Annotated in this window: 13 protein-coding genes; all 13 read right to left on the reverse strand. The window is 40.0% G+C overall.

Features of this window, described 5'->3' with window-relative positions; translation table 11 throughout:
• Positions 1-3: 3 nt before the first annotated feature.
• Positions 4-648 carry a YdjY domain-containing protein gene (locus ABIL39_05915; protein MEO0165655.1) on the reverse strand — a complete coding sequence of 215 codons (645 nt, stop codon included), beginning with the start codon at positions 646-648 and terminating at the stop codon, positions 4-6.
• Positions 649-661: 13 nt separating this feature from the next.
• Positions 662-1,084: a hypothetical protein gene (locus tag ABIL39_05920; GenBank protein ID MEO0165656.1), complete on the reverse strand. Its 423-nt coding sequence runs from the start codon at positions 1,082-1,084 to the stop codon at positions 662-664.
• 39 nt (positions 1,085-1,123) lie between these two features.
• Positions 1,124-1,648, reverse strand: a complete 525-nt coding sequence (locus ABIL39_05925) for an Ig-like domain-containing protein (GenBank protein ID MEO0165657.1) — start codon at positions 1,646-1,648, stop codon at positions 1,124-1,126.
• Positions 1,649-1,751: 103 nt separating this feature from the next.
• Complete coding sequence (locus ABIL39_05930; GenBank protein MEO0165658.1) at positions 1,752-2,411, reverse strand: YdjY domain-containing protein; 660 nt, start codon at positions 2,409-2,411, stop codon at positions 1,752-1,754.
• Positions 2,412-2,423: 12 nt separating this feature from the next.
• Positions 2,424-3,221: a methyltransferase domain-containing protein gene (locus ABIL39_05935; GenBank protein ID MEO0165659.1), complete on the reverse strand. Its 798-nt coding sequence runs from the start codon at positions 3,219-3,221 to the stop codon at positions 2,424-2,426.
• Positions 3,222-3,232: 11 nt separating this feature from the next.
• Positions 3,233-4,795 carry a sodium:solute symporter family protein gene (locus tag ABIL39_05940; GenBank protein ID MEO0165660.1) on the reverse strand — a complete coding sequence of 521 codons (1,563 nt, stop codon included), beginning with the start codon at positions 4,793-4,795 and terminating at the stop codon, positions 3,233-3,235.
• A complete protein-coding gene (locus tag ABIL39_05945; protein MEO0165661.1) occupies positions 4,795-5,571 on the reverse strand; it encodes a TorF family putative porin in 777 nt (258 codons plus the stop codon). Before ABIL39_05945 ends, ABIL39_05940 begins: the two co-directional genes overlap by 1 nt.
• A 2-nt stretch (positions 5,572-5,573) precedes the next feature.
• The gene (locus ABIL39_05950) at positions 5,574-6,344 is read right to left on the reverse strand and encodes an acyl-CoA dehydratase activase (GenBank protein ID MEO0165662.1); all 771 of its coding nucleotides are present in this window, start codon (positions 6,342-6,344) and stop codon (positions 5,574-5,576) included.
• A gap of 45 nt (positions 6,345-6,389) precedes the next feature.
• Positions 6,390-7,667: a double-cubane-cluster-containing anaerobic reductase gene (locus ABIL39_05955; GenBank protein MEO0165663.1), complete on the reverse strand. Its 1,278-nt coding sequence runs from the start codon at positions 7,665-7,667 to the stop codon at positions 6,390-6,392.
• Between the two features lie 64 nt (positions 7,668-7,731).
• Positions 7,732-8,034 carry a ferredoxin-thioredoxin reductase catalytic domain-containing protein gene (locus ABIL39_05960; protein ID MEO0165664.1) on the reverse strand — a complete coding sequence of 101 codons (303 nt, stop codon included), beginning with the start codon at positions 8,032-8,034 and terminating at the stop codon, positions 7,732-7,734.
• A 404-nt stretch (positions 8,035-8,438) separates the two neighbouring features.
• Positions 8,439-9,185, reverse strand: coding sequence for an Omp28-related outer membrane protein (locus tag ABIL39_05965; GenBank protein ID MEO0165665.1), 747 nt, complete (start codon positions 9,183-9,185; stop codon positions 8,439-8,441).
• Positions 9,182-9,919, reverse strand: a complete 738-nt coding sequence (locus ABIL39_05970; GenBank protein ID MEO0165666.1) for a T9SS type A sorting domain-containing protein — start codon at positions 9,917-9,919, stop codon at positions 9,182-9,184. The genes ABIL39_05965 and ABIL39_05970 overlap by 4 nt, the downstream gene beginning before the upstream one ends.
• A 57-nt stretch (positions 9,920-9,976) precedes the next feature.
• Complete coding sequence (locus ABIL39_05975; protein ID MEO0165667.1) at positions 9,977-11,767, reverse strand: Omp28-related outer membrane protein; 1,791 nt, start codon at positions 11,765-11,767, stop codon at positions 9,977-9,979.
• Between the last annotated feature and the right edge of the window lie 649 nt (positions 11,768-12,416).

Genomic DNA, 12,416 nt, shown 5'->3' on the forward strand with positions numbered 1-12,416 from the left:
TATCTATTGGGCAAGTTTAAATGTAACGATCACCAGTGTAGAATCAGCGGGCAAAAGTTCGGCACGCGGTCTAAATGTATAGACCTGCATCATCTTCTCATACCAGTTATAAGTCGTATTGCTGGTGATACTTATATTACAAGCAGTATAACACATTATACACCCCATATTCGTGTCAATCGCCCTCTGCTTGCCATTGTGCATTCTTATTTCAAAGCCGCGATTAAGGCTATCCTGCACGAGCTCATTTAAGGTATAAGATTTGGGCGCTCCATCCCAGCGAAATGTCACCTCAAATTTGCTACCCGTGGCAACTGCGGCGCTATCCGGGTTATCACCGATATCTATTCCCGGATCAGCACCGATATCAATCAGGGCATCAAAAAAATCCGCATGATTACAATATGCCTGTAATAAAGCCTTGGGCGCTTTTATTCCGCCTTGATAGACGATACAATTATGTAAAGAAGCTGAATCATCACACCAGATACGATTCAATCTTGTGGCAATCCGGACTTCCTTATTTTCTATATCAACAACAATCGGTTTTTCTGGTGTCGGATCGGTAATCTCTTCTTTTTTCTTCGAACAAAGACTAATAGTTAGGATAAAACTGATGAGAATTATTGATATTTTTTTATTAAACATCCGACCTCCTTTTTTACTCTCTTTTGTACAAATAATTCAAATACCGAAGCATCAGTTCATTTTTATTATTAAGACTATCAACTAACGCCCCAAAGATTATTGTGGAGCATATTGCCCGATAGTTATTGGAGTTGCCAGACCAACAAGCAACCCGGACGATGCTGTCTTGATCTTTAAATAAAACCGTTCCCTCCTGGGGGATTAATTTATCCACTAAATGATCTGGTCCCTGTCTGTATAAATAGCCAAAAGAGAATGAATCCACTATCGATGCCGACTGTCCGATTAGAAGTTTTACATTACCACTATCCATAGGCAATCCATCGCCTCCAAACACACAACCAAAGCGTCTAAGCAACTGAGTCGTATCACTTAGCCCCACAAAATCACATCCTTCAATATATAATCCTTTTCCTGAATCAAGAAATTCGGTCAATCTTTGTCGCTCAGCCTGAGCGATGATTGATAGATCCCCTCAAGTTCTTTCCCAGCCGAAGGTGATAAAACCAACCTTGTAAGAACTCAAATCCGGTGGTAAAAAAGTCAGTTTATCACAACTGTAACCATTGACAATTATTGTCTGTTCAAGCCAGTAACTGCAATCAATAGATTTATTGATGTTTGAATCATAAAATACATCATTCTGGTCAAAGAGCCAGATAAAAATCTCCGTGTTATCAAGGTTGTTGAAAGCAGTCACATTCAATATATCTGAAGTACCTTCATTATCTTCGAGGTCATATGCCTTGGCATAGATTGAATGCCTTGAATTATCAGGCACATTTCTTGTATCCCACTGATACATACATATAGAGTCATCGGCAGTCTGAACCAGATGATTATCAAGATATATTTCTATCCTTGAGATACCACTTCTGTCGTATGCAGCGACTTTTATAGAACAGACATTTGCAACCACAGCACTTTGGGGACTTAAAATTTCTACTTCCGGCGGTTCGGTATCAGGTTCTATCTTTGATTTGCAGGAGAAGAAAATCACTATTCCAAGAGATAAGATTAGGATTGATTTGAATTTAGGTGAACGAGAAATGTCGACCTCCAATTCACTTGGGGGGATGCTTATGCACCCCCCCAAACGGTTTCTATTGTACCTTCCTGAAAATCACAACCGCATGAGTGCCTTCAGCAGGCCATTTTTCCTTGATCGGTCTGAAGGGCCATTTTACACCGCTGTAGTAAAAATCATATGCAGTATAGGATGGGTTGCTCGTAATTGAAGTCTTGCAAGTGGTATAACACCAGATGCAACCTTTGTTCAATGCTTCGGCACGCGCATAACTGTTATGCATTCGGCATTTGAATTCTCTGCCTAAAGAATCTTCAACAAGTTCGTTAATATCATATATCGTAGTATCGCCATCAAACTTTACCAATACCTTGAATTCAGTTCCCGTAGGAACTCCATTGGTATCAGGGGGGTCACCAATGTCAACACCGGGATCGGCGCCGACAGCGAGTAACGCAAAATAAAAATCGGAATGATGGACATTAGCGACCAGCACTGCCTTGCCACCATTGGTGCCGTATTTCGAAACAATGCAATTATGATTTGATACAGAATCATCTACCCACATCCTGTTTACTACGCAGGATATCTTCACTTCATTATTAGCAGTATCAATGACTATTGGATTCAATGGTGTCGGATCAGTTATTTTTTCTTCCTCTTCTTTTCCGCAAAAGATAGTGAGGGATGCAATTATTATGCATCCAAGGATGATTAGGGTTTTTAGTTGTTTCATTTTACCTCCTTTTTATGGTTTTTGTCCGATAAATAAGCCGCTGCCGACCTTGTGCTCATGGGCAGCCTTGCGCCAGATGGTGACAAGATTTTCTGCAAAATTATATAAGTCTTGACCAAAGTTCTTTAGAATCTCGGGCTTTAATTTACCTGTAACCATATTATAGTATTCATCGAAGTGTCGGGCAAATGCCTCGGTATTATCAATCGCCTCAAGAACCTTAAAGCCAACCTTCTTCATAAGCTCCTGATACCCTTCAAATGACTCCATATATGGAAATGCCATAGAGTCGTAGAGTGGCTCAAGTTCCTGGGGCGTGATTTTCCCGGTAATAATCCAGTCAGTAAATCCAATCTTGCCCCCAGGTTTCAATACCCGATATGCCTCTCTTAATAGTCTTTCTTTGTCCGTTACATAGCACCAGGCCTCCTGTCCCCAGACGATATCTATTGAATTAGACTTAAATGGTAGGTCTAATACATTCCCTTCATAGTATTCAATCATATGGTCAAGTTTCGCTGCTTTGGTTCTTTCTATTGCCTTTTTGAGCATCGTCTTTGTCGCATCCACACCCTTCACATACACCCCGTACTTACTCGCCAGATGCCTTGCTGGCCCACCGAGCGCACTGCAAAGGTCAGCAACGACCATTCCTGGTTTTAAACCCAGTTTTTGTGCCAGGACATCGGTCGCTTCTGGTCCGCCGGAGTGAATCTGCTCCCCCATCACTGCCTCCCAGAGGAGACCGCCAGGACCATCATAGACATCCTGGACATCTTTTATGGTATAGTCTTTTTTATAGATCTCCATAATGCCCCCTTTCATTCTTTTGCAATATCAAATATTTCAACTCCTTCAAGTGGTTGAGGTGCTACTACCTTTATTTCTTCGGGAGTTGAAGGTTTTCCTATCAAAGAGCCAACAATTAAACCAATGATCGAACCAACAAGTCCAATGATAATATAACCTAAATATGTATCTGCAAGCCACTTTGGCGAATAATTGTGCTTCCAGATATGATATTCGAGAATATAGAATGCAACATTTCCGACAAATCCAAGGATTGAGCTTAATATAATGCCTAAACGGTTAGCTTTTTTCCAAAATATTGCAAAAGCAGGTATTGCGATTGACGCAGTAAGAACACCAGATGAGAGGATATAAACATCCATTAAAGAAGTAGCATTGATAGCATAGACAAGCGCAAGCCCAATTGCAAATATTGATAACACTCTTGACCACCGGACAATTTTTTCGCGCGAAAGCCCTTTCATGAAATTTGGTTGAATTATGTCATAAGTAAGTGGAAGTGCAGTAACATTAGCAAAGGTATCTACCGTGGACATCTGGGCAGAGAGCAATCCCACGAGCATAAGAATCTGTGCCCAGAATGGAAAATATTGCAAAATGATAGCGGAGATGATGCCCGTCGCATCAGCACCGATTGCACTAGCACTTGACTCCAACCCTGGAGGAAAGAGAATGAGTGCACAAAAAGCAATGATTGTGGGGATTGTTATAACAAAGACAGTGATCAAAACAAGCGCAAGCCAGGCACCCTTCTTTGCTTCTTTTAAACTATTTGCCCCCTGAATTCTCAATAATAGATCTTGTTCAATCATCCACCCTGGAAGATATGCAAATAAAAGAATTATGGGCATCGCAATGCCACAGGCAAAAAGATTGAACATGGTATCTTTTCCATAATAAGGAGTGGGTGTATTCTTCAAAGTGCTGATAATATCTCCGTTTGTAATTGCCAAAGCTGCGTTAATACTAACTATACCCAATACCGTTATAAATATTGCCATAAATACGAATTGTAAAAAATCAGTAATCACTACCGCCCTGAATCCACCGAAATAGGTGTAGATCATTATTGGAATTGCCACAATAATCATTGTCATTACTGGGGTTACCTTCAAAAACGGCGCCCCCAAATGCCCGACCATAAATAACTCCGCACCCGTCCAGGAAGTGAAGACGAAAATTGAACATAAACCGATTATTAAACGCGTTGGCCCCCCAAATCTTTTCTGAATAGCCTCGGGTAGAGAAATTGCTGGTAATCTACGCACAAAGGGAACCATTAAGATTATGATAAAACATAAAATAAACCACGGTAAGGGCAGTATCCATAAACCTGATAATCCCATCTGATATATCATAGACATTCCGTATCCCAACCAACCTAACATTAACCAACCTGCGGTTAAAGATATTGCTAAACGCCAGCCCGGAAAGCGTCTGCTTGCAATCCAGAAATCAAGGATTTGATGGGTAGCAGTATCTTTATGGATTTTCCGCCATATTACATAACCAATGATTATCACGAATAAAAAGTAGGCTATCGCTGCGAGCCAGAAATAAAAGCTCGCTGGCACTATTCACCTCCGAATGAATACACGATACTCAGTCCGAACCCACCATGCAAGTTCTGGGTATTTGTAGAACTCTGGATATACTCTTTGAGTTCGGAATCAACAATTGCAGCAAAATTTATGTCTCCGGTAATGGTTAGGTATTTTGATAGATTCCCGGGTGGTATATAATTAATTTTTAACGTTGCTCCAAAATCGGTTAGGCAGAACTTGTCCAGTCCGTAGTAGTAGGCATTATGTTTGCCATCTGCTAAACCGAGTGCCAGCGCAAGATTTGCACCAAGTGGGCCTAAAGAGAACCCTTTTGAAATAGAGGGAGAAATATATAACCCCTTTGCTTCTTTTATATCATAATTTAAAGTAAGGAGTCCTTGAACATAATTCAAATTGCCGTTAATTTTAAGATAAACTTCGCCCGTGGTTGGAAATGCTGAACCATAAGCAGACCCAGGATATGTATACAAAACAAAGCCTATAGTCGGCGTGACAGGACCTATAGCACGTGTATAATCAAGATAGAATGCCAAGTCGGTAATTTGAAATTGTTTTTGCTTTGTGTCCGTCAAATCAAGGGATCCCCAAGTGCAAAATGTAATACCAGACCAGTTTATCCATAAGTCAGGCCAGAGCACGGGCTCGGTATTAAATACTGCCCCGCGCCATACATATTTGTTTCTCATCTGAAGATCTATCCCGATCATTGGCAGAACTGAAGAACTGCTCATGCCTGCCAATGTTAACAAGATAGCGATTGTATAGAGGGGTTTAATTCGGTTCATATTTATCTCCTTTCTTTTATTGTCATTATTTCAAAATTTTTACCTGCAATTATTGCCGCGCCCAAGGCGCCGATTATCTGGGGCTCTTCAGGAACTAATATATCCCCCAGTTTTTTCTTCAGCAATTCAACCATACATTTATTCTTTGCCACACCACCGGCAAAGACAATCTTTTCTTCGGGATTCATTCTTGAAACCATGGTCATTACCCGGTTAATGATGGAATAGTGCAAACTCAACGCAATATCCTTCTTATCCTCGCCCCGAGCAATAAGAGATATTACTTCTGATTCTGCGAAGACCGTACACATTGAATTTATTGGTATAGAGTTTCTGCCTTTCAGTGCTTCGCTACCAAAATCTTCTATTTTGTAGCCGAGTGTTTGTGCCATTACTTCAAGAAATTTGCCTGTTCCTGCTGCACAGCGGTCATTCATTTCAAAGTCTGCAACATTACCCTCTTTCACTTTTATCACCTTTGTATCCTGCCCCCCAATATCAATGATTGTCCGGCAATCTGGGTAGAGAAAATAAGCACCAGTAGCATATGCCTTTATCTCGGTAACAATCGGACAATTATAATTTTCCTGCATCAGATATCTTCCATAACCAGTTGCAACAAGATGGTCAAATTTTTTCTCTTTTAATATTTCTTCAACTCTTTTTATTGGTTCCACAGTCGTATCGGTGATATGGTAATCCAAAATCTTATTATTCTCAAGTGTCACCAATTTGATCGTCCTTGACCCGATATCAATCCCTGCAGCAACCATTATCTTCAATCACCATTGTTGCCCTTAATTGCCTTTTATTACCCATTATTTCAATGTCTCTAAGAACGCCTCAATCCTCGTTCGTAGTTGTGCAGTATCTTCTTCTGAATAGTCCGTAACAATCTTCAAACTCGGAATATTATCCTGTTTTAATGCGCCTTCAATTCTTATTGCTTCTATGTTATAGGTGTGGCAATACTGAAGTATGTATTGAACGACTCCTTTTACATTGCCTTCTTTTGCAAGACTTCTTGCCATATCAAGGCGGTCGTTATTCGGTGTAAAGCAGGAACAGTTTATCTTTAGGTAACGGTCAGCTATTGCACCAAGGAGTCCATCAACATCATTCGCCTTTGTATCAACAAGGTCCTTGAAATATTTCACACCGGTGCAGGTCTCATCAACTACTACCGCACCCCCTGAAGTTTCTATTAAAGAATGGATCTTCCAGTTACCCATAACCGACGGGCAGCCAGAGACCATAATTCGTTTTGCCTTGTCTGAAAATGGTGAAATTCCTTTTTTGATTCTGTCCTCAAGTTCATCACACAATTCTTCAACCTTTTTCGTGAAACGCACCGGTTCATCATTCAATGCTGCCTGCATTACAACCAATGTATCAAGACCACTGATTGGTATCGGTTCTTTTATTCTCAATTTAGCTAACCGCTGGAGCGCCTTTCTCTTGTTATTCATTATTTCAATTTTTTCCTTTAGGACAGATGGATTTAGTTTCCTTTCTGCAAGTCTCTCGAGGTTCTCGGCCAATGAGTGGATCTCATTATCCCAGAGATGGAGATCGATCGCATTCTTTTTCTGGGGTAATTCCATAATATGGAAGTTTACCTTTTGCGCTAAAATATCCCAGACCTTCTTCTTCGCATCGCAGGTCGTCTCACCAACGGCAAGGCTCTTAATTGGTGCATAAGGGCAGGTTTTGGAGAATGCAAGTCCCAGAGTAGATTTCACAAGTGGACAGATATCCCTGGGTAGCATTTTTTCAGCATAAGGGACAGAAAAATTTGTGCCACCGCATAATGCAATTGGCACTAAATCCAAAGCCATTATTACCTCTTCAGGAACATAGATACAGAAAAATCCGACAATCTTTTTGCCCTTGGATTTTTCTTCAATCAATTCTGCAATCCTGCCACCATGCGATTCGTGGAGCACATTGTCAAAATATTCCATTGTCTTGGGACGATTTTTTTGTTTGCCAACGGTATTTTGAAATCCTTTGTTAATATAGTCCAGCACCTCGTTGTGCAAATTTACATCAAGTCCTAATTCCTGCCACATTTTTTCGTAATTATTAACAGACATAAAAATTCCTTTCACCCTTACCTATATCCTCTCACTTAAAGGGAGAGGATAGATGTAAAGGATTTCATTTTTTCTCCTTCTTAAAAAACAATTCGCAGAAACAATGTCCGTCCTTTTCCACTTCTTCATCCAAAGTTGGGCAGGGGCAGAGCACATCATTTTTTAAATCAGGGGGGTCACTCTGTTTGCAGGGGCAATAGTATTTTCCATATTCAAGATAATTCATGGTCATCAGACCGATCACCTTTTTTACCCGGCTTATCTTTTTATTAAAGACATAGCCTTTTTGACGGGCAACCTTGATTAGTCTTTCGTAGTTCTTATTATATTCTTTTGTTCCCACTATTTTATCCCATGGATTGGGCATATCGCCTCCTTGAAATATGATTATTGAGTTGTTGTTTAGAAAATGGTCTTGTTAAATAGTTAAATATGACCAATGTCCTAACCAAAATCCTTAGACTATGTTTCGCGATATATGAAACTGTGTAAGATAATTGGGAATTGTAAACTATCTGATTGTTGTGAGATAAAACAGCGGTTAGTGGTTCTGCATTTTCATAGACCCGACCGGGTCTAAATACCCGGCGAGTCATTTCCATCCTCCTTTACGGAACCGGAAAAGGCAAGACATAAAAATCATACTTAAATATAAATAAAAAATTTTGTTTGTCAACTATGTGACAGGGAGTTTAAATCAAAGACTTAAGTCTAAAAACGAAAACATATCACATCTACTTTATCTCTTTACAGCCGTTCTACATAATTGCCCTAATTATTCAATTTTACTACGATAGCCTGAACTACCTCCTTATTTACTAAATTCTGAACAAAGGCGACTATATTTAATTTATTTGCATTCCAATTTGATTGCAAAACAAAATTTGTTTCTTTTATTATCGAATCCGGATATACAGGATTGATTTCGATACCTTTTTCATCGGGGATCATCTTACGCATAACAAAATGAAATATTGAATCGGGCGCACCGGTCTGTTTAAAATAGACGCTATCTTCGGTAAGTGCTATATATAATTTGTAATCAGATGAGAAAATTGAATCAACCGGAACAATTTTAACCTTAAGCGAGACCGTATTTCCTTCTATTTCCTTTGCAAGACCCAGACGTAAACAAGTTTTCTTACCTCTTTCACTTGTGATATAATTTTTATAGGTTGGGTAATCATCTTCAGGTTTCTCAGTCTGGACATTGTAAAGACCATCAAATACCACAATCGGAGATGTTTGGATTGAATATAACGATTCTCTCACAGCCACATAGGCAGGACTTAGAGTATCACCCAACAGTCGCCGATGGTAGGCAATGACCGCTATACTGTCCTTGAATTCTTTCGCTAAACTATCCAAGGCTTCTTCCGCATAAGGACAATAAGTGCAGCGGGCAAAGGTAAAAAATTCGGCAAGGACAATTCTATTTGCCGGTTCAATTTTAATCTGAGGGGATTCTGAACATAGGGTAAATAATAGTATACTACTTAATATGATTATTCTTTTCATTTTACCTTAACCACCTTTCGGCAAATTTTATTTTCGCCGTTTTTTACTTCAATAAAGTAAATCCCTTCAGGAACCGATCGATCAAAATTATCATCTCCTGACCAGATGATACATGATTCACGGTTCACGATACCCGATACCGGAATAAAAGATTTCACAACTCGACCGGAAATGTCATACACCGTTAATGAAACTTCGGATTTCGGATTTAGAAATGCGGATTTGTTTAGATTTTTTAATTTAATTAAACATTGATCACGGAATGGATTGGGGGACACTTCAAATTTAAAGGGTTGACTTATGAGTTTCTCTCCCTGGATTCCCTGTTCCATTGCCGCATAGACATTTATAGAGTCTCTTAAATCTGGATTGTGAATTGACCAGACTTTCAGATTCACGACCTCTGTTCCCCATACATTGGGCATTGTATATATTGATATATCAATTCCAGTATCAACTGCTCCAGGGGTTAGATAATCATAAAGTATTATCCCAGGCTCTGCGCACTGTCCACCTGCGCAGTATATTTCAAACCATCCCGGCACACTATCAATTACGCGACAATCAAAGGCATAACTATCAGGCTGGGAGCCGGTATTAGTGAGACGGAAATAATAGACAAAATAATCAGTACCGGTCTGGAATGTATCGCTTGTGCAGACAAAATTAAAATTATATTGAGCAGATAATGGAAAAGTGACCATCAATGATAAAATCAAAATTTTTATTCGCATACTTTCTCCTTTTTAACGGGGGAGGATAGAATTCCTCCCCCGTTATTTATAATGCAGTTAACGGACGATGATGACTTTCTGTATAATCTTCGTATTTTCACTTTCCGATTTCGCAAAGTATATCCCGGAGGGCAAAAGTTTACCATCGTTATCGTCGCCAATCCAGAAATTGGTCGATTTTAAATCCAGTGATTTGACTAAGCGACCAGAGGCGTCATAAATATTGAGCGTCGTTGATTTATTGGGAGATTCTTGGGATTTGTATTCAATTATTGTCCGATCGCAGAAAGGATTAGGATTGATACTCAATATCACCGGCTTTCCACTATCTTTTACTTCATTAATGCCAACCGGAGTCGGAATATTCACATCATCAATATACCAGCCTTCGTCAACAACACTCCCATCGCTTAAGAATCTAAACCTCAATCTTATCGTCTGACCGGCAAATTGTTGTAAGGAATAGGTATATTGAGTCCAAGAAGCCTGGTTACCGGTGAATACACCGATTGTCTTCCAGAAACCTGATCCATTATCAATATCTAAGTGTCCATAATCCCAGCCCTGCTCCATACGATATTGATGCCAGAAATACAGATTGCTATCCGGGGTTGCAACAAAATATGGGCTTACCAATGATGCATCGTTTTCATTTGTATACTGCCATGAATTTTCTACTCCACAGTACCAGGAATGGGTTGGTGAATGACTCTTATAAGTTGTGATATGCCAATTATCGTTGATACCCGAATGTATCCAGTTCCCTTGTCCGGATTCAATATTATCTGAGAAACCCGGGGTTCTTGTTACTATAAACGGGAAGGTATCTGAATGAGTTCCAAAATTCACAATGAATGATACCTGTCTTGGAGACGGGCAAGTCGAACTAATTGTGAAATTGCAGATATTAACCGTATCCACATCACCCGGACCAATCGCGACCGATTGAGGTGTTGCACTGCTGATCGTAATATAAGGATCAGAGCAGGTGACATTTGCGCTGCCTGAGTAAATACCGTTACCCTGATTCTTACCAAAGACATACATCCTTATTGCTTCACCGGGTTCTGCCCAGCGATTATTATTCCCGCTTGTCTCTTGATATTTTAATCCATAATACTCCATATCCGGTATCGGCACTATCCCAATCTCTGCGCCCTGATATATTTCTCTTGTTGAAGATTGGACAAAGACGACAATCTTGCAATCCTTTTCTTTCCAAGAAGTGGCAATTGTGAAATTCCTTGAGCGGGTGATGCTACTATTTGCCGGAATTGTCACTCCTTCACCATTCTGGTCGGGTAGCATATCCCTCATTACAAAATCAAGTTTGGTCATTCCCTGCCAGTTATAAGGAATATTATTTTCAACAATGACAAAATGTAGTGTCCCGCTGATTGCACTTGAGGTTGTATTCTGGATTGTAGCATTAACGGTTCCGGTGTTTGCAACTGTATCATAAGAACAGGTAAGGTCAATAACGAGCGGACTTGCTACAGTTAGGCGATACTTAACGGTATCGAGGAAACAGGCATAAAGTGTGCCGGTATGGATGCCCCCCACGACTCTTTTTACACCATCAAATATCGTCGTGGGATAACCTGAGACACTGTAGTAACTTAACCGTGCTGCAGCCTCAGATGAATAAAATGGATCGCTTGTTGAGGGATGGTATGCTATCACAACAACTGAATCATAACTCCTTTCATATATTTCGTCCAGCGCACGCGCTGCCCCTGGACAATATGTACACCAGGTTGCGGTAAACTCTTCACAAACCACAACCCGCTGGGCAGCAAAGGACAATATTCCTACGCTTATCCCAATTAATAGCGCTAGTTTTTTCATTTTGACCCCCTTTCATTTCTATTAGCGCTTTTAGCAATAATATTTTCCTCCTCTTCTCACCTCCTTTCGGCATTTTTTCTTTTTGATGATTGGAATATTCAACAATTTTCCAGATTGCCTTATTATTTCTTGAATATTCTCTAAGGAGATTCGCAAAAACTTCCTTTAAGGTGTGCTCTGTAATTATCGGGGTTTGAATTGAATGAAATTTGAGGAATTCTTCTCGGACCCGACCGGGTCTCCAAGTCCGGCGAGTCATTTGACCCCTCCCTGAAAATCATTTGCCAAAAAGTGGTTGATTATTGTGTTAAAATGAGCAACGGAATATTGTTTCTGGACCCGACCGGGCCTAAATACCCGGCGCGTCATTTTCTACCCCCTGGGTAATTGACTACAACAGGCTTGAGCATATTCTAATTATACTTATTCTATTGAAAATGTCAAGAGTGCGATTTGAATCAAAAATAATCTTACCGAAGTGGGGTTATTTAATCAAAATAAAATATCTTACCCAAATACTTGAAAACATAGGCACCCCTGGATATATTCTATCCGAAAGGAGTGCCTATGATTTGCATAGACATTCCGGAGGAAGTATATACCATGAAAGCCAAAAGGTCAATAATTAAATCAAATGCCGAGCGCTATC

It is taken from the genome of candidate division WOR-3 bacterium, assembly GCA_039802205.1.
Taxonomy (GTDB): Bacteria; Hydrothermota; Tepidihabitantia; order SM23-42; family JAOAFX01; genus JAOAFX01.

What these genes read in the sequence shown, in the direction of transcription:
- ABIL39_05945 (MEO0165661.1), bottom strand. Translation starts at nt 5,571, where the DNA reads ATGAACCGAATTAAACCCCTCTATACAATCGCTATCTTGTTAACATTG.
- ABIL39_05950 (MEO0165662.1), bottom strand. Translation starts at nt 6,344, where the DNA reads ATGGTTGCTGCAGGGATTGATATCGGGTCAAGGACGATCAAATTGGTG.
- ABIL39_05930 (MEO0165658.1), bottom strand. Translation starts at nt 2,411, where the DNA reads ATGAAACAACTAAAAACCCTAATCATCCTTGGATGCATAATAATTGCA.
- ABIL39_05970 (MEO0165666.1), bottom strand. Translation starts at nt 9,919, where the DNA reads ATGCGAATAAAAATTTTGATTTTATCATTGATGGTCACTTTTCCATTA.
- ABIL39_05975 (MEO0165667.1), bottom strand. Translation starts at nt 11,767, where the DNA reads ATGAAAAAACTAGCGCTATTAATTGGGATAAGCGTAGGAATATTGTCC.
- ABIL39_05965 (MEO0165665.1), bottom strand. Translation starts at nt 9,185, where the DNA reads ATGAAAAGAATAATCATATTAAGTAGTATACTATTATTTACCCTATGT.
- ABIL39_05955 (MEO0165663.1), bottom strand. Translation starts at nt 7,667, where the DNA reads ATGTCTGTTAATAATTACGAAAAAATGTGGCAGGAATTAGGACTTGAT.
- ABIL39_05960 (MEO0165664.1), bottom strand. Translation starts at nt 8,034, where the DNA reads ATGCCCAATCCATGGGATAAAATAGTGGGAACAAAAGAATATAATAAG.
- ABIL39_05935 (MEO0165659.1), bottom strand. Translation starts at nt 3,221, where the DNA reads ATGGAGATCTATAAAAAAGACTATACCATAAAAGATGTCCAGGATGTC.
- ABIL39_05915 (MEO0165655.1), bottom strand. Translation starts at nt 648, where the DNA reads ATGTTTAATAAAAAAATATCAATAATTCTCATCAGTTTTATCCTAACT.